Source organism: Corynebacterium sp. TAE3-ERU16 (genome assembly GCF_019209935.1).
In the GTDB taxonomy this organism is placed as follows: Bacteria; Actinomycetota; Actinomycetes; order Mycobacteriales; family Mycobacteriaceae; genus Corynebacterium; species Corynebacterium antarcticum.
Genome location: NZ_JAHUTN010000008.1, coordinates 16,154 through 32,953, shown reverse-complemented (window position 1 = coordinate 32,953; position 16,800 = coordinate 16,154). Strand labels below are relative to the sequence as shown.

16 protein-coding genes are annotated in these 16,800 nt (G+C 66.2%); 6 read left to right on the top strand and 10 right to left on the bottom strand.

Annotated elements, in window-relative coordinates:
* Positions 1–60: 60 nt before the first annotated feature.
* Together KRX55_RS08985 and leuS are read left to right on the top strand one after the other, a co-directional pair.
* Positions 61–912: a class A beta-lactamase-related serine hydrolase gene (locus KRX55_RS08985; protein WP_218407410.1), complete on the top strand. Its 852-nt coding sequence runs from the start codon at positions 61–63 to the stop codon at positions 910–912.
* A 67-nt stretch (positions 913–979) separates the two neighbouring features.
* Entirely contained in the window at positions 980–3,853 is a 2,874-nt protein-coding gene (gene leuS, locus KRX55_RS08980; protein WP_218407409.1) for a leucine--tRNA ligase, read from the top strand.
* Between the two features lie 75 nt (positions 3,854–3,928).
* Here leuS and KRX55_RS08975 read toward each other — a convergent pair whose 3' ends face one another.
* The 7 genes from KRX55_RS08975 to KRX55_RS08945 form a co-directional block, all read right to left on the bottom strand.
* Positions 3,929–4,858, bottom strand: coding sequence for a hypothetical protein (locus KRX55_RS08975; protein WP_218407408.1), 930 nt, complete (start codon positions 4,856–4,858; stop codon positions 3,929–3,931).
* Between the two features lie 246 nt (positions 4,859–5,104).
* Positions 5,105–6,103: an ArsA family ATPase gene (locus KRX55_RS08970; RefSeq protein ID WP_218407407.1), complete on the bottom strand. Its 999-nt coding sequence runs from the start codon at positions 6,101–6,103 to the stop codon at positions 5,105–5,107.
* Positions 6,094–6,369 (bottom strand): cory-CC-star protein, encoded by a 276-nt coding sequence (locus tag KRX55_RS08965; protein ID WP_370625808.1) that lies wholly within the window; start codon positions 6,367–6,369, stop codon positions 6,094–6,096. Before KRX55_RS08965 ends, KRX55_RS08970 begins: the two co-directional genes overlap by 10 nt.
* Position 6,370: 1 nt before the next feature.
* The gene (locus KRX55_RS08960) at positions 6,371–8,095 is read right to left on the bottom strand and encodes a carbon starvation CstA family protein (RefSeq protein ID WP_218407406.1); all 1,725 of its coding nucleotides are present in this window, start codon (positions 8,093–8,095) and stop codon (positions 6,371–6,373) included.
* A 224-nt stretch (positions 8,096–8,319) separates the two neighbouring features.
* Entirely contained in the window at positions 8,320–9,129 is an 810-nt protein-coding gene (locus KRX55_RS08955) for an Fpg/Nei family DNA glycosylase (RefSeq protein WP_218407405.1), read from the bottom strand.
* A gap of 165 nt (positions 9,130–9,294) precedes the next feature.
* Positions 9,295–9,564 (bottom strand): hypothetical protein, encoded by a 270-nt coding sequence (locus KRX55_RS08950; protein ID WP_218407404.1) that lies wholly within the window; start codon positions 9,562–9,564, stop codon positions 9,295–9,297.
* Positions 9,565–9,581: 17 nt separating this feature from the next.
* A complete protein-coding gene (locus KRX55_RS08945) occupies positions 9,582–10,451 on the bottom strand; it encodes a siderophore-interacting protein (RefSeq protein ID WP_218407403.1) in 870 nt (289 codons plus the stop codon).
* Positions 10,452–10,587: 136 nt separating this feature from the next.
* Here KRX55_RS08945 and trhO point away from each other — a divergent pair, with 136 nt between their 5' ends.
* Together trhO and KRX55_RS08935 are read left to right on the top strand one after the other, a co-directional pair.
* The gene (gene trhO / locus KRX55_RS08940) at positions 10,588–11,499 is read left to right on the top strand and encodes an oxygen-dependent tRNA uridine(34) hydroxylase TrhO (protein ID WP_218407402.1); all 912 of its coding nucleotides are present in this window, start codon (positions 10,588–10,590) and stop codon (positions 11,497–11,499) included.
* Positions 11,500–11,589: 90 nt separating this feature from the next.
* Complete coding sequence (locus tag KRX55_RS08935) at positions 11,590–11,892, top strand: antibiotic biosynthesis monooxygenase family protein (RefSeq protein ID WP_218407401.1); 303 nt, start codon at positions 11,590–11,592, stop codon at positions 11,890–11,892.
* Positions 11,893–11,895: 3 nt separating this feature from the next.
* On the opposite strand, the gene KRX55_RS08930 is transcribed toward KRX55_RS08935, so the two are convergent.
* From KRX55_RS08930 to KRX55_RS08920, 3 genes are all read right to left on the bottom strand, one after another.
* On the bottom strand, positions 11,896–12,378 hold the full coding sequence (locus KRX55_RS08930; RefSeq protein ID WP_370625807.1) for a hypothetical protein: 483 nt from the start codon (positions 12,376–12,378) through the stop codon (positions 11,896–11,898).
* A gap of 79 nt (positions 12,379–12,457) precedes the next feature.
* A complete protein-coding gene (locus KRX55_RS08925; protein ID WP_218407400.1) occupies positions 12,458–13,408 on the bottom strand; it encodes a universal stress protein in 951 nt (316 codons plus the stop codon).
* Between the two features lie 73 nt (positions 13,409–13,481).
* Positions 13,482–13,934 carry a MarR family winged helix-turn-helix transcriptional regulator gene (locus KRX55_RS08920; RefSeq protein WP_218407399.1) on the bottom strand — a complete coding sequence of 151 codons (453 nt, stop codon included), beginning with the start codon at positions 13,932–13,934 and terminating at the stop codon, positions 13,482–13,484.
* Positions 13,935–14,166: 232 nt separating this feature from the next.
* Here KRX55_RS08920 and KRX55_RS08915 point away from each other — a divergent pair, with 232 nt between their 5' ends.
* Positions 14,167–14,526, top strand: coding sequence for a DUF5318 family protein (locus KRX55_RS08915; RefSeq protein ID WP_218407398.1), 360 nt, complete (start codon positions 14,167–14,169; stop codon positions 14,524–14,526).
* A 61-nt stretch (positions 14,527–14,587) separates the two neighbouring features.
* Positions 14,588–16,759 (top strand): transglycosylase domain-containing protein, encoded by a 2,172-nt coding sequence (locus KRX55_RS08910; protein ID WP_370625806.1) that lies wholly within the window; start codon positions 14,588–14,590, stop codon positions 16,757–16,759.
* Positions 16,760–16,800 lie beyond the last annotated feature (41 nt).

Sequence of the window (16,800 nt, the reverse complement as noted above, 5' to 3'; positions counted from 1 at the left end):
AACACCCCCGGAGTCCGGTCCTGACCCGTATCACCGTGTCTTCGACCTATCATGTGTCGGGTGACCAAGACTCGAACGCTATTAGCCTCGCTGCTCGCCGCGGCCTCCGGCGCTCTGGTGACCCCGAGTGCCGGAGCGCTCACGCTCGACCCGTGGTCGGTACCGGACCGGACCGAGATCAGTGTCCGGAATGCCGACGGCACGGTGTTCAGCATCCGGGGCAACCGTCCCGGACCGGCGCTCTCGCTGGCGAAGCTCTATCTCGCGTACGGGGTTCTCGCTGCCGGGGATCCCGCGGACCGGGACGCGGTGACGCACATGATCCGGACGTCCGACGATCTGACCGCCGCGCGCCTCTCCGCGAAACACCCGACCGCGATCGCGGACACCATCGAACGTTTCGGTCTCCACGGGAGCCAGGCCGGCCCGGACTGGGGTTCCGGTGTGACGACCACCGATGACGTCGTCCGGTTCCTCACCGCGGTGCGTGACGACCCGACGGCCGCCCCGATCATCGACGCCATGACGACCGCGAGCCCCGTCGCGGCGGACGGCTACCACCAGAACTACGGGACCGCCACGCTTCCGGGCGCCTGGGCCACGAAGTTCGGTTGGTCCGACGACGGAACCATCAACGCGACCGCAACCTACGGGAACGGATGGACCGCCGCGGCCCGCACCTACGGTCCGCCGGATCAGCTCACCCGGGACATCCACGTCGCCGTGGGCGGATCCCCGGACCCACAGGCGCCGGAGCCAGCGGGGCCACCGCCCGGGTCCGGTTCGTGGGCCATCACCGGCGCGCAGCTGAAGCACCAGGTGCGGTGTGCGGACCCCCTCAACATCCGGAAGGTGGTACCTGACGCGATACTCATCCCGACGATGCTGGCGTCCGCGTTGCCCCGCTGCTGACCGGATCCCCGGGACCGGACCCCGGTCCATGCTGATCGACGTGCGGGACGGCTATAGACTGTTTCCCATGACTAAACCGAGCGAGACTCCCGCACACCGTTACACCGCGGAGCTGGCGGGCAGCATTGAACGCACCTGGCAGAACCACTGGCGTGAACACGGCACCTTCAACGCGCCGAACCCGGTCGGCGACCTCGCCCCGGCGGACGGTACGGACCTGCCGGAGGACAAGCTCTTCGTGCAGGACATGTTCCCCTTCCCCTCCGGGGCGGGGCTGCACGTCGGGCACCCCCTCGGTTACATCGCCACCGACGTCTACGGCCGCTACAACCGCATGCTCGGGAAGAACGTGCTGCACACCCTCGGGTACGACGCCTTCGGTCTGCCCGCCGAGCAGTACGCGATCCAGACGGGAACCCATCCGCGGATCAAGACGCAGGAATCCATCGACAACATGGAACGTCAGCTCGGGCGTCTCGGTCTCGGCCACGATCGTCGGCGGGTGATCGCCACGACGGACACCGACTACTACCGCTGGACACAGTGGATCTTCCTGCAGATCTTCAATTCCTTCTTCGATCCGGCGCAGGACAAGGCCCGCCCGATCGCCGAGCTCACCCCACTGCTCGAGTCCGGTGAACTCCCCGTGCCCGTGGAGCTGGCGGAGAAGTTCGGCACCTCCGACTTCACCGGCCTCGACCGGGTCCAGCGTGCCGAGGTCGTGGACGCCTACCGTCTGGTCTACCGCTCCAATTCCACCGTCAACTGGTGCCCCGGACTCGGCACCGTCCTGGCGAACGAGGAGGTCACCTCCGACGGCAAGTCCGAGCGCGGCAACTACCCCGTTTTCCGCAAGAATCTCTCCCAGTGGATGATGCGGATCACCGCCTACTCGGACCGCCTCATCGACGATCTCGATCTGCTGGACTGGCCGGAGAAGGTCAAGTCCATGCAGCGCAACTGGATCGGCCGCTCCCGCGGTGCCGAGGTCACGTTCGACGCAGGCGGTCATGCCATCGACGTGTTCACCACCCGCCCCGACACCCTGTTCGGTGCCACGTACGTCGTGCTCGCACCGGAGCATGAACTCGTCGATGTCCTCGTCGCCGAGGGAACGGGCTCCTACGAGGGCATCGACGAGCGCTGGACCTTCGGCCAGTCCTCCCCCGCCGAGGCCGTCGCCGCGTACCGTTCCGCCATCGCCGCCAAGTCGGATCTCGAGCGTCAGGAGAACAAGGAGAAGACCGGTGTGTTCACCGGTTCCTATGCCACCAACCCGGTCAACGGTGAGCAGGTTCCCGTGTTCATCGCCGACTACGTGCTCACCGGATACGGCACGGGTGCCATCATGGCCGTTCCCGCACACGACGACCGCGACCACGAGTTCGCGACCGTCTTCGGGCTACCGATCCTCGAGGTCGTCGCCGGCGGCGACGTCACCGAGGCAGCCTTCACCGGCGAAGGAACGGCCGTGAACTCGGCGAACGGTGACGGTCTGGACATCAACGGTCTCGGACTCGCCGAGGCGAAGGCGAAGACCATCACCTGGCTCGAGGAACAGGGCACCGGGCGGGGCACCATCCAGTACAAGCTCCGTGACTGGCTCTTCGCCCGCCAGCGGTACTGGGGCGAACCCTTCCCCATCGTCTACGACGCGGACGGTGTGGCCCATGCCCTGCCCGAGTCGATGCTCCCCGTCGAGCTGCCCGAGGTGGACGACTACCGCCCGGTGTCCTTCGACCCGGAGGACGCCGACAGTGAGCCGCACCCGCCCCTGGCGAAGGCCGGTGAGTGGGTGGAGGTCGAACTCGATCTCGGAGACGGACCGAAGACCTACACGCGCGACACCAACGTCATGCCCCAGTGGGCGGGTTCGTCGTGGTACCAGCTCCGGTACATCGATCCGACCAACTCCGGGGCCTTCTGCGCCCCGGAGAACGAGGCGTACTGGACCGGGCCGCGCCCCGCGGAACACGGTGCGAAGGACCCGGGCGGCGTCGATCTCTACGTCGGTGGCGTGGAGCACGCCGTGCTGCACCTGCTGTACTCCCGGTTCTGGCACAAGGTCCTCTTCGACCTCGGCCATGTCAGCTCTCTCGAGCCCTACCGGCACCTGTTCAACCAGGGCTACATCCAGGCCTACGCCTACACCGATGACCGTGGCGTCTACGTGCCCGCGGCCGAGGTCGAGGAGATCGACGGGGAGTTCTTCCACGACGGCCAGCGGGTTAACCGCGAGTACGGAAAGATGGGCAAGTCCCTGAAGAACTCCGTCTCCCCCGACGAGATCTGCGACAACTACGGAGCGGACACCCTGCGCGTCTACGAGATGGCCATGGGTCCCCTCGACGCATCCCGCCCGTGGGCCACGAAGGACGTCATCGGTGCGCACCGGTTCCTGCAGCGCCTGTGGCGCCTCGCGATCGACGAGAACACCGGCGATCCCGTCGTCACCGACGCCGCGCTCACCGACGATGACAACCGCGCCCTGCACCGCACCGTCGCCGGTGTCCGCGAGGACTACGCGGAGCTGCGGGACAACACTGTGGTCGCGAAGCTCATCGAGTACGTCAACCACCTCACCAAGTCGTACCCGTCGGGCGCACCGCGCGCCGCCGTCGAGCCCCTCGTGCAGATGGTCGCCCCCATCGCCCCGCACATCGCCGAGGAACTCTGGAAGCGCCTCGGCCACGATGCCACGATCACCTACACCGACTTCCCGACCTTCGAAGAGAAGTGGCTCACCGACGATTCGGTCGAGCTTCCCGTTCAGGTCAACGGCAAGGTCCGTGGACGGGTCACCGTCGCCGTGGACGCCCCGAAGGAGGACGTCATCGCCGCCGCGAAGGCCGAGTCCAACGTCGCCGGGCACATCGACGGCAAGACGGTGGTCAAGGAGATCGTCGTCCCCGGTCGCCTGGTCAACCTCGTGGTGAAGTAGCCGGCGGGACCGTTCCGAGCGGCTAGGGCCCCCGGGATCCCATCCCGGGGGCCGGCTGTGTCGCCCGGTGTGCCCCTAGTCGCCTGTGCCACCGAGAAGTGAGGCGAACGTCCACTCCGAATTGATGGCGTGAGCCAGGTACTCCATCAGTCGCCGGAGGTAGAGCTCCTCGGGACCATGGTCGGGCACCCGCTGTTCGATGACCCGGAGGGCCACCGTCAGCGGGGTTCCGTCGCTGGGCACCTGCGGCAACGCCTGGCCCCTGTAGGCCGCGAAGAAGAAGTAGGGGTCGCAGCGTGTCAGATCGGTGACCGTCGGCCACACGCGTGGATCCGCGAGCCGGGCGAGGAACGTGCTGGCCGTATCCGTCAACCAGGGCTGTGAGGTGGGGCTTCCGGTGAAGAACAGATCCAGTTTCCCCACCGGATAGAAGCTCAGACAGGGATCCCAGCGCACGGCGTCCCGACACGGAACCAGGGAGTCGAACAGTTCCCCGAACTGGAATGGAAGCTCACCGCTGACGGCGACCTCCCAGGGAATGCCCAGCTCTCCCCGACCCATGATGTAGGTCCGGCCGTTGATCCGGTAGTCCATGCTGCCCTCGTCGTTGAAGATCAGCCAGAACAGCAGGCGCTGTTCAAAGAGGACACCGGACAATGTGAGGCAGAAGACCCGGAGCTGTTCCAGCGCGCAGTGGGTTCGGGGCGCGTGCAGGGCCGGAACCCCCGAGGCGGGGTCGGTGGTGAGCAGTTCGTCGACGGCCCACAGATGCAGCAGCGCCTCCTCGAGGCAGGTCACCGGAACGTGGTGTCCGGTCGTCGCCAGAATGAGGGCCGCCTCACCGCGGGTTTCCCGGGCGGGCATCGTCGCGAGTTCGTCACGATCGAGTACCGGCCAGTTCCCGAGTGGATCCCGGCCGGTGGCGAAAAGCTGCATCGCACCGTGGAAGGTGGGGCCGGCGGTGAATTCCAGCATCCAGTCGATGTCGCGGGGAACGATGATCACGGGGGTCCGTTCTTGGGTCAGGCCCGTCCCGGAAGGAGTGGGAACGGATCCGGGGTGGCTGGGGGTACGCTGCTCGTCCACTGGTTGGGCCAGCGAAAAACAGTGAGTGGAATCACTAACTTCTCCCGCTTAAATTAGCGGACCCTTGCCTTAGTTCCAAGAGTTCTGCGGGAATTACCGGAAAACTGTCGGGTGACGCTCTAAATATCGCTGGTGGGAGCGCGTTCCGGCTGATTCTCGCCCTGACTAGAGCTGGTCACCCAACTCCACCAGGGCGGCGCGTGAGGTCGCCTCGCCGGGCAGCAGCGGCAGTTCCACGATCGGCAGATCCGGCAACCGCGTGCGCAGCAGCCGCACGAAGCCGTCCTCGAGTTCGGCCCGGGCGGCGAGGAACTCCCCCCGGTCCCGTGGCGAACGCCGGTTGACCACGCACGCGGCGACAGTCATCCCGGTACCGGTCAGCTCCGCGTGCATTTCCACCGTCTCGAGAACGGGCATGCGTTCCGCGGTGAGCACGATGACGAAGCAACAGGTCCCGGGGTCGGTGAGAGTGTCCCGGAAGCGTCCGAACAGTCGTCTGCGCTCCTCCAGGATCTCCCGCAGTCGATCGTTGCGCCGGCGCACCGGGTCCGTCGATGTCCCGGTGGCGCCCCGGGTGCCGAGAAGATCGCGGTCCCGTCGGGATGCGGGCCCCAGTGCGTCAGCGGCCTCGGCGAGTTTCTCCGCCTTCGCCCGTCGGCCCAGCAACCCGTCCGTCCACGCGGCCATCATCTCCGGCAGCGCCATCAGTCTCGAGGTGTGCCCGGAGGGGGCGGTGTCGACGATTATGTGGTCGTACTCCCCCACCGAAACGTCCACGATACGGGCGATCCGCTCCAGAATCGCCGCCTCGTGGGTGCCTGGGGATGCAGCCGCGAGCCTGAGGTGGCGGGAGACCTCGGCGTGCAGGTGCCGGGGCATCATCTCGTGCATGGTCCCCTCGACCCGTGCGAGGTGCGCGGCGGTCGTCGCGGCCGGGTCGATCTCCAAGGCTGCGAGCCCAGCGTCAAGGTCGGTGACGCGGTCCCCGATCCGGGTGTCCCACAGGTGGCCGAGGTTGTGCGCCGGGTCGGTGGAGACGAGCAGCACCCGGCGGCCCCGTCGGGCCAGTGCCGCCGCCGTCGCTGAGGCGAGGGTCGTCTTCCCCACCCCGCCCTTGCCGCCGAAGAACACCACCCGGCGGTTGTCGATGAGTTCTAGCAGCATGACAGGCCCTCGACCGGTGAGCGCTCCATCCCCATGCGCCGGTGCCAGTCGTGGAAGCGGTCGTACATGACCGGAAGGAGCTCGAGGGTGTGGTGGCTGGCCGGGTTCGGTATCCCGAGAGCCTCCCCCATGACGAGCATCATGAACAGGTCATCCTCGTCCCGGGCGGCCCGTCGGAGCGTCGCCCGGTACGGTCCGGCGTAGAACTCGGCCAGCCCGTCGGACAGTGTGCGCAGTCGGATTCGCAGGTCACCGATCCGGGCCACGTCACTGCACCCGCGCCGGGGTGTCGGTGTCGTCCGTGACCTCGGTGGCTTCGTCGAACTCGGCGTCGGTGATCGCGGGTGAGTTCATGGCGTCGCGCATGGCGCGTACGGATTCGGCCACGACCCAGACCGCGGCGACGAGGATGATGACGTCGAGGATGAGCAGCATCCAGTTCCCGGCGGCGTAGAACGTCCCGAGCTGGATGACCAGGGCCCACACGGAGACGGTCATGACGAACACCATCGGGACGAGCACCACCTTGTAGGGCCGACGGAGCCGGATCAGGATGATGCAGAGGATGCAGAGCGTGAGTGCGGCCATGAGCTGGTTCGTCGTGCCGAACAGGGGCCAGATGGCGAGTCCGCCGGAACCGTCTCCACCGGAGGAGAAGGTCAGGCCGAGGGCGACGGCGAGGACGATGACCGTGGCGACGATGTTGGACAGCTTCACACCGAGATGATCCCCGATCTCCTGGACCACAAGGCGCTGAAGCCTGACACCCGTGTCCATCGTGGTGGCGGCGAAAAGCACCGCCATCGTCGCGAGGATCGTGGCGGAGAGGGATGACGGCAGGCCGAGCCCGGCGTGGATGATGCCGGAGCCGCCCTCGACGAAGGCACCGACGCTGCCCTTGCCGAACGCGGAGTAGACCTCACGCCACTGGGTGACCGTCTGGTACCCGGCACAGGTGGCGATGATCGCCCCAAGGGCGAGCAGTCCCTCGCCGACGGCCCCGAAGTAGCCGACGAAGCGTTCGTCGGTCTCCAGGTCGATCTGCTTGGATGAGGTGCCGGAGGAGACCAGCCCGTGGAAGCCGGAGATCGCACCGCAGGCGATGGTGACGAACAGCAGCGGGATCATCGAGGGGGTGCCCTCGGGCAGCAGGGTGTTGAAGGTGGGGGCGACCACGGTCGGTAGGGAGAGCGCGATGGAGCCGTAGAGGATGATGAGGCCGACGAACAGCTGCAGACCGTTGATGTAGTCACGTGGCTGCAGCAGCACCCACACCGGCAGCAGCGAGGCGACACCGGCGTAGAGGAAGAGGACGACGATCCAGAAACCGTTCGGATTGAGGCCGAGGATGGTCTCCGGGAGGACGACCGGGATCGAGTTGCCGATGACCATGAGGGCGTAGAGGGCGATGACACCGACGAGAGAGACCAGCGGAAGGTTCCACTTCAGGCGGTAGATGGCCTGACCGATGAGCAGCGCGACGATGATCGCGCCCCAGGTGGGGATCACCGAGGTCGGCGTGCTCACGAGCAGCTTCGCGATGACCACCGCGAACGCCGCGTTCACCATGAGCAGCAGCAGGAAGATGATCACCAGGAAGAGGTTGCGGCCGTTCCGCCCGATGTACCTGCCCGACAGAGTGCCGATGCTCTGTCCGCGGTGTCGGCCGGAGGCCCACAGGGCGCCGAAGTCGTGCATTCCGGCGATGAATACGGTGCCGATGGTCACCCACAGGAAGGCCGGGACCCAACCCCAGATCACCGCGATGGCCGGTCCGACGATGGGTGCGGCGCCGGCGACCGAGGTGAAGTGGTGCCCCCAGAGCACGTACTTGTTGGTGGGGACGTAGTCGACGCCGTCCTCCAGAGTGTGTGCGGGTGTCCGGAACGACGCGTTGAGTTTGTAGATCCGGGAACCGAGATACCTGGAGTAGAGGAAATATCCGCCGAGCATCATGGCGACGCCGATGACGGCGAGGAAGAGTGCGTTCATGGTGGGGATCTTTCCTTGTCGGCACAACCGTCCTCACGGGGCGGATGTGCGGGTGGCCGGTGAGGGGAATACCCCCGGGGGATAGGGTGCATTAGATCACATATGGCGCAGGCGGAACAGGCGTCCCCGGAAAAACAACACGACGGGGGTACTTCATCGGACCTTCCGTGGAACGGTGCGTCCCGTGGTCTTCGGGCACACGATCGACGGGGCCGGTGGAGAGCTCACCCCTGGCAGCGGGGGCACCAGAACAGGTTCCGCCCCTCCAGGACGGTGGTTTCGACGGGCGTGCCGCAGACGTGGCACGGTTGCGCGGCACGTCGGTACACGTAGACCTCTCCCCCGTGGTCGTCCTCGCGTGGTTCCCGGTGCATCGCCTCGGGGGTGTGCTCGGGACGCACCGTGTCGATCCGCCCGTCCCGCACGCCCGTATTCATGAGCTCGACGAGATCCGCCCAGATTGCGTCGAACTCGTTCCGGTCGAGGCGCCTTCCGGGGGTCCGGGGGTCGAGGCCGAGGCGGAAGAGGACCTCCGCCCGGTAGATGTTGCCCACACCGGCGAACAGCTTCTGGTCCATCATGAGCGCCCCGATGGACTTTCCCGACCGGTGGACCCGGCTCCAGGTGGGTTCCGGGTCGGCGTCGGGTCGCAGGGGGTCGGCTCCGAGCCTGGAGACGGCTGCGTCGCGCTCATCGTCGGTGATCAGTCGGCACCACTGGGGGCCGCGGAGATCGGCGGCGGTGATTCCGTCGGTGATGCGGAGTCGTACCTGGCCGGTCGGAGCGGCGTACGGGGTGAAACGCAAACCACCGATGAGTCCGAGGTGAATGTGGACGATGTGCTCGGGACCGTCGTGGTCCACGTCGATGAAGAGCTGCTTGCCCCAGGCTTCGGCCAGGTCGATGCGGTGACCGTCGAGGCGTGCCGCCTCATCGGCGAAGCGCCCCTGGGGTGAGGAGAACTCCAGCCGCTTGTCCCCGAAGGTGGTGGTGAGGCGTTTCGCGAGCCGGTGGATGACGTGGCCTTCAGGCATGATTATCCGTTTCCATTGTGAGCCGGGGTCGGTCGATCTTCCCGGCACGGCATTCATCGCATCCCCTATTCATCCGGAGGGACTCCGTTTATGCCGGTCAAAAAATCGACTGTACCCACGATTTGAGAAGAAACAATTATAGGTACCGATAATTGACTTTCTCTGCTATCTGTCCGTCGGGCGCTGGTCGGCGAGAACGCAGACGATCAGCGCGCAGAGGGTCACCACAGCGGCGAACGCCACCGGGCCACGCACGAGCAGCCAGAGAGAAAGCAGGAAGAAGGCTGCCCCGATGAGCCACAGGACAGCCCGGAGATGCGGCACGGACGGCATCATCGGATGCGTGGACGGTCTCAGGTACTCGGTGGCGCCCCGGTACCCCGCGAAGATGATGCCACCGAGGAGAACAACCATGGGCAACAGCAGAGGGTCCATACGGCGACCCTACCGAATCAACCGCGCTCCCTACCCAGCCGCCAGTACCCGGAGAAGAAGATCGTCCTGCGGTCCATCCCGCGCTCCTTCGTCAGGTGGCGGCGCAGGGAGGTCGCGATCGACTGTTCGCCGCAGATCCACGCATACGTGAGGTCCTCGATCCCGACGGGAAGGGCGTCGATCGCCGCGACTCCCGCTCGGGGGGCGTCGGCGAGGGGGTCGGTGAGCCGCGTGTAGGACGCGAGTCCGGACACGATTCTGCCCAGGTCCGGATCCAGGAGGTCATCGGAATCCGCGATGACGAGGGCGTGCGTCCGGGCACGCGCCGCTTCGTCAAGTGACTCGATGATGGCGGACAGAGCCGGAACCGCGGTCGAATCGGCGACGAGGAGCTGGGGGCCGGTGGGTGGCCGATAGGCCGCGGAGAGGCACCGGACGCCGACCTCGTCACCCTTCTCCGCGCTGATGGCCCAGGCGGACCCCGGGCCCGAGTCACCGTGGGTGACGATGTCGATGATCATTTCCCCGGGACGGGGGCACAGCTCCCGGATCGTGTAATAACGCATGGAGGGGCGGACGTCCTCATCGACGGCGGCGAGTGCGGCCCGTGGATTCAGGACCGTCGGATCCGGCATCACGAGGTGTTTGCCGGGCTGCGGCATGATGAGTGCGACGTATTCGTCCGGGCCCGCGCTCCCGAGGCCCTTGAACTCGGGGGCGCTGAGGGTGATCCGCCTGAGCTGCGGCGCGAGTGGGGTGGTGTCCGAGACCGTCGCCCGGACGAGCTCCTCGCGGATTCCGGGGTCGGCGGGCATCGCCATGGTGCGTCTCATCACCGCCGACATGGTCTTCATGGTTGTCAGGTAGAGGGTGTTCTTCCACGACATGGCTGCAACGGGCCTTTCTCATCGGGTGCGGGAACACCGGCAACACCGGCATACAGGTCAGCCAAGGCTATCCGATGTTCCTGAAATGTGCAGGCTGCGTGCAATAGTCCGGGAAAGGGTGACTAGACTGCCTCTCGTGGCCATCAGCAAGATTCTCCTCTACTACCGCTTCACCCCGATCCCGGATCCCACGGCGGTGATGCTGTGGCAGCGCACGCTCTGTGAATCGCTGGAACTGACGGGGCGGATCCTCATCTCACGGCACGGCATCAACGGTACGGTCGGTGGCGAACTGACGGCCGTAAAGCGGTACATCCGCGCCACCCGCTCCTATCCGGGTTTCCGGGACATGGAGTTCAAGTTCTCCGAGGGGTCCGCCGCGGACTTCCCGAGGCTGAGTGTCAAGGTCCGCGACGAGCTCGTCGCCTTCGGTGCCCCCGACGATCTCGAAGTCGATGAGAACGGCGTCGTCGGCGGCGGGGTGCACCTGAGACCCGAGGAGGTCAACGAGCTGGTCGCCACCCGCGGTGACGAGGTCGTCTTCTTCGACGGCCGCAATGCCATGGAGGCCGGGATCGGCCGGTTCCGTGACGCGATCGTCCCGGACGTGGAGACCACCCACGATTTCATCGACGAGATCGAATCAGGCAAGTACGACGATCTGAAGGACCGCCCCGTGGTGACCTACTGCACCGGCGGTGTGCGCTGTGAGGTGCTCAGTGCACTGCTGAGGAAGCGGGGTTTCCGGGAGGTGTACCAGCTCGACGGCGGGATCGTCCGATACGGGGAGACGTACGGGAACGCCGGCCTCTGGGAAGGATCCCTCTACGTCTTCGACCGGCGGATGCACATGGAATTCGGGGACGCGACCGACCGGAACTTCGTGCAGCTCGGCCGGTGCATCCACTGTTCCGGGGGAACGAACACCTACCGGAACTGCGCGAATCAGGAGTGTCGACGGCAGGTCCTCATCTGTGACGACTGTGCGGCGACGGGGCCCGGTTCCCACTGCGCCGATTGCCGGCGGGCGGTGTCTGTCGGCGTCTGAGCGCCGCACGGGGCGAATGGGTGAGGACGAGAGGCTGCATCCGTGCTTCATTTCCTGCGTCGTGCGGTTTCCCGGAGTAGGTTGGTGAGCATGAGCATAATAAAGATCAACGCGATCACCGTCCCCGAGGGCAGGGGCGCCGAACTGGAGAAGCGCTTCGAGGCTCGGAAACACACGGTCGACAACTCCCCCGGATTCGAGGGGTTCCAGCTGCTTCGCCCGGTTGCGGGCGAGGAGCGGTACTTCGTCATCACCCGCTGGGCCGATGAGGAATCGTTCGTCGCGTGGCGCGACGGCGATGCCCGGAAGGCACATGCCGGAGAGAAGAAGGAACCGGTTGCCACGGGTGCCGAACTCCTCGAGTTCGAGATCGTTCTCGAAGCCGCGCCCTAGGTTTCAGGAAGACCCGATCACGGCCATGGTCCCCACCCCCGTGATCCAGGCGAGGGTGAACAACATGAGCGGCCAGAGCGCGGCCAACCAGGGGCGCCAGCGTTCGTAGCGTGCCCAGCGGCGGTAGGTGATCCAGGCGGCACCGAGTGTGCCGCCCAGGGTCACCGTTCCCGGGATGACCGGGAAGAGAATCTCGTATGTGCGGGAGCAGATCCAGGAGGATGTGCCTGCGTCACAGAGGGGCCCGCCCTGCGCGCGGGAAATCATCGCGACAACGAACGCCGTGAGAAAGGTCAACGGGGGGATCGCCAGCGCGTAGATGATCGCCTGCCTGGTCGATGAGTTGTTGCGCTCGAGCCGCAGCAGTGGATCCGCCTCGTAGTCCAGGGCGGAAGCGCCCTTCCGTGGTGCGTTGTCGAGGACGGGATCGAGGTGAATGCGTCGATCCCGGCCGTCGCCCCCTGCCCCCTTCTGGGTGTCACTCACTACGTCCCCGCCTTCCGGATCGCCTGATCGGTCACCCCCGACGATAGTCGTGTTCGGGTGCGCCGTGTGGGTGGGTGGATCACTGGCCGTGTGCAGGCTGGATGATCGCCGGTACACGGGAGTGGCGGAGAATCTCATTCGTGCTCGATCCGATGAACACCCGCTCGAGCGACCCCATGAGGGCGGATCCGAGATAGAGCAGATCGCCCTTCTTCCACTTCACGGATTCGACGGCACCCGACCATCCCCACCCGGAGCCGATCTCGGTGTCGACGGTGATCTCCGGGTGCCTCTCGAGGGCGGCGTCGCGGGCCTGGTCGAGAACCGCGAGAGTGTGTTCCCGCCATTCGACGAGAATCTCGGACTCCAGATCGGTGGTGCTCTTCACCGGGGAATCGGCGACCCCCTCGGGGGCGAAGGAGACGATACGCAGTGGCACCCCCCACCGGGATGCGAGATCGGCGGCGTCGGTGAGGAAACTCCGGTCGTTCTCCGAGTCGATGAATGCACAGTTGATGCGGGTCACCCCGTGCCGGGACAGCTTCGGTGCGCGGGGAGTGAGTCCCAGGGGGCGGGGCGAGGAGTGCAGCAGGGCGTCCGCGGTGGAACCGGCCATGAAACGGCGCTTCGGAGCGGATCCGTGGGAGCCGAGGAGAACGACGTCGGCGTCGAAATCATCGGCTGCCTGGGTCAGGATGGCCGTCTCCGACGGGCCGTCGGCGAACACGGACACCGTCTCGTCCCACATTGATTCGGGTAGCTCCGCCGCGGCGAGTGCCTTGCGCACCCGGGACTCACACGCCGCAGCCTCCTTCCTGCGCCACTTCTTGTATTTCCCCCCGAGTCGGCTCAGGGAGGACGACGGCCAGGGTCGGGTGAATGCGGTGACCGCCCTGACCCGGATGGAGGTCGTCCTGGCCAGCCAGGCGGCGAACTCCACCGCCTCCGCGCCCGAGGCATCGGGGCGCCACGCGACGAGAACGCGAATCGGTGGAGAGGCGCCCTCCGGGTCGGCGTTCTTCTTCGACATGCGCTGGTTCGGTCCTCGTTCTCGGTCCACGGTGACGCCGGGCGATCCGGTCACCCGGGTGCGGGAAAGGTGATCAGGCGTTCTTCTGATCAGCGGAGTAGCGTTCCGCAAGCTCAGTGATGACCGGCACGATCTGCTCGGCGATCTCCAGCTTCTCGGGACTCAGGGAAGACAGCATCTCGGCGAGATACGTGGTGCGCTCGTCACCCACGCGCTTGAGTTCGGTTCGGCCCAGTTCGGTGAGTTGGACGCGGACCCCGCGGCGGTCGCTGGTGTCCCGGATGCGCTCGACCATGCCACGGTGCTCCAGCTGGTGCAGAGCGTTCGAGGCGGTCGGCATGCGGATGCCCTCCTGACGGGCGACCTCACTGATGCGGGAGGGACCGTGTTCGGCGAGACGGGTCAGGATCGTCAGCTGCGGGCCGGTCAGATCGGACTGTTCTGCCATGCGGAAGTAGGTCACGTAGAGCTTTGTCATGGCGGGCCGGATCTGGGCGGCGATGTCCATCGGGGTTGCAGCAGTCATGTTCCCAATCTTAACTGCTTTCCGGGACGGCTGTGCAATCCCGATTTAACGGCCATACGCTGCGATGTCTGCGCGGGAGACCTGTCGGTGCTGGTCTCCGCGCCCGCCACCGGTAAAGAAGTTCGTTCGCAAACGAAAGTGACGGTTGGGTCACCGGTCCATCCTCCGGGTTCCCGCGGTCGTCGTCGCGGTATACCGGGGGTTCACCCCGGCGACAGATAGACTGGTCCCCGTGGTCAGGTATTCCGGCGAAGTTACCCATCAGTGGGCGCGCCGCCGCCTGCTGGCTGAGTGGCGGGCCGGCCGGGTTTCCCGGGACACGGTGTGCGACGGAGACTTCCGGCTGCTCGCCGCCTCCCGCTTCCACGGATACCGGGCGGAGCGCCTCTGTCCCATCTGCGACGGTGATGATCTCCGTATCGTTCTGTGGATATTTGGCGACTCATTAGGGAAGATGTCATCTAGCGCCCGTAGCGCCGAGGAGATCGAACGTTTCGCTGAAGCCGGCCGGGAGTTCACGGTGCACACCGTCGAGGTTTGTCCGGACTGTCACTGGAACCATCTGCTCAGCGCCCGGGAGGTCGGTCCGTGAACCTATCGCGGCACGTGGCACGTGAACTCAACAGAAACAATCCGATGGAGTGGACACAAAGGTGACTAGCAACAACCGGTACGACAACAACGACGGGGACGGGGTGCACGCCCCGCGTGGTCCCCGTCGTCGCCGTTGGATCATCTGGTCCCTGGCGACCGCGTTCGTCCTGTTCGTCGTCGCCCCGTTGGGCGCCGTTCTGATCGCCTACACCATGGCGGATGTACCGGAACCCGAGGAGCTGGTGAACAAACAGGTCTCGAACATCTACGCCTCCGACGGGACCACCGAGATCGCCCGTATCGTCCCCCCCGAGGGCAACCGTGAGCAGGTCAACCTCGACCAGATTCCGGAGGCGCTCCGCGGGGCGGTACTGGCGGCCGAGGACCGCGAGTTCTACACCAATCCCGGATTCTCCGTCACCGGGTTCGCACGTGCCATCAAAGGGCAGATCACCGGTGACGATTCGGCTGGCGGTGGTTCGACCATCACCCAGCAGTACGTGAAGAATGCGGTGGTCGGCAACGAACGGTCCTACCAGCGGAAGCTCAAGGAACTCGTGATCAGCGCCAAGATGGCCAACGAGTGGTCCAAGAACGACGTCCTCGAGGCGTACCTGAACACCATCTACTTCGGCCGCAACTCCTACGGCGTGGCAGCTGCATCGGAGGGCTACTTCGGTAAACCCCTGTCGGAGCTCACCCCCGCGGAATCCGCGGTCCTCGCCGCGTCCATCCAGCGTCCCAGCCAGCTTGACCCCTGGACCAACCGGGCGGAAGCCGAGCAGCGGTGGAACTACGTCCTGGACGGGATGGTGTCCACCGGATATCTCACCCAGGCCGACCGCGACGCAGCCGTGTACCCGGAGGTCATCGACCCCGCCCTGAACCAGGCCTACGTGGAGGCGACGGGCGCCAACGGGTTGATCAAGAACCAGGTCGTCGCCGAGCTCGAGAAGGTGGGGATAACCCAGGAGGACCTGGACACGCGGGGTCTGCGGATCACCACCACCATCGATATCCGCAACCAGAACGCCGCCGTCGACAACGTGAACCGGATCTTCGAAGGGGAGGACGAGAAGCTGCGCTCCGCGGTCGTCTCCATCGAGCCGTCCAACGGTGCGGTACGTGCCTACTACGGGGGCGACGACGCGGCGGGATGGGACTACGCCAACGCCCCGATCCAGACCGGTTCGACATTCAAGATCTACGGACTCGCCGCTGCGCTCCAGCAGGGCATTCCCCTGACCACCATGTACTCATCGGCGCCGGTCACCACCGGCAACGTCACCGTCACCAACGTCGGTGGCGGGGGATGCGGCTACTGCACCATCGCCGAGGCACTCAAGCGCAGTCACAACACCAGCTTCATCCGGCTCGAGCAGGACCTGGAGAACGGCTCCCAGGATGTCGCGGACATGGCCCACGCACTCGGTATGGCCCGCTCACTGCCCGGCTACCCAGCGACCCTGACGGAGAACGGTGGCCAGCCCTACGAGGGGATCATCCTCGGCCAGTACGAATCCCGTCCCTTCGATCAGGCCATCGCCCTGGCGACCCTCGCCAATGAGGGCGTCTGGCACGAGCCCTACTTCGTGGAGAAGGTCGAGACCTCGAACAACGAGGTCCTCTACGAGCACACCCCCACCACAGGTCAGCGCCGGGTCGCCGCGAACGTCGCCAACAACGTGATGAGCGCGATGGCCCCCATCGCCGCCTGGTCCAACCAGAACCAGCTCGCCGGCGGACGGGTGTCCGCGGCCAAGACCGGCACCACCCAGTTGGGCGACACCGGCTTCAACAAGGACGCGTGGATGATCGGCGCGACCCCTCAGCTCGCGACAGCCGTGTGGGTGGGGACCGTCGACAACACCGCGCTACGCAACTACTGGGGCGGAAACATGTACGGCGCCGGTCTGTCAGCCCAGATCTGGAAGGCCACGATGGACGGCGCCCTCGAGGGTAAACCTCTCGAGTACTTCCCCGAACCGGAGCCGCTCGGCTTCAACAACGCTCCCGCCCCGCAGTACGTGCCCCCGGCCCCGGGTTCCGCCACACCCACCGAATCCGAGTCGGAGGATGAGGACCCCGACGCCGAACACGGCGAGGAGGAAGGCGGCGGGATCGACGGTGGGGTGCCGGCGATTCCGGTGGCCCCCGCCCCGGGGCCGCCGCCCTCTCCCGAGCAGGTGGAGATACTCCCCGGTATCACCATCCCGAACATCTTCAACTGACCGGACCGTTCCGCTGGGGGGGACCGGAGACACGGTTCTCG

What these genes read in the sequence shown, in the direction of transcription:
- leuS (WP_218407409.1), top strand. Translation starts at nt 980, where the DNA reads ATGACTAAACCGAGCGAGACTCCCGCACACCGTTACACCGCGGAGCTG.
- KRX55_RS08970 (WP_218407407.1), bottom strand. Translation starts at nt 6,103, where the DNA reads ATGCTGCTAGAACTCATCGACAACCGCCGGGTGGTGTTCTTCGGCGGC.
- KRX55_RS08960 (WP_218407406.1), bottom strand. Translation starts at nt 8,095, where the DNA reads ATGAACGCACTCTTCCTCGCCGTCATCGGCGTCGCCATGATGCTCGGC.
- KRX55_RS08955 (WP_218407405.1), bottom strand. Translation starts at nt 9,129, where the DNA reads ATGCCTGAAGGCCACGTCATCCACCGGCTCGCGAAACGCCTCACCACC.
- KRX55_RS08950 (WP_218407404.1), bottom strand. Translation starts at nt 9,564, where the DNA reads ATGGACCCTCTGCTGTTGCCCATGGTTGTTCTCCTCGGTGGCATCATC.
- KRX55_RS08945 (WP_218407403.1), bottom strand. Translation starts at nt 10,451, where the DNA reads ATGTCGTGGAAGAACACCCTCTACCTGACAACCATGAAGACCATGTCG.
- KRX55_RS08935 (WP_218407401.1), top strand. Translation starts at nt 11,590, where the DNA reads ATGAGCATAATAAAGATCAACGCGATCACCGTCCCCGAGGGCAGGGGC.
- KRX55_RS08925 (WP_218407400.1), bottom strand. Translation starts at nt 13,408, where the DNA reads ATGTCGAAGAAGAACGCCGACCCGGAGGGCGCCTCTCCACCGATTCGC.
- KRX55_RS08920 (WP_218407399.1), bottom strand. Translation starts at nt 13,934, where the DNA reads ATGACTGCTGCAACCCCGATGGACATCGCCGCCCAGATCCGGCCCGCC.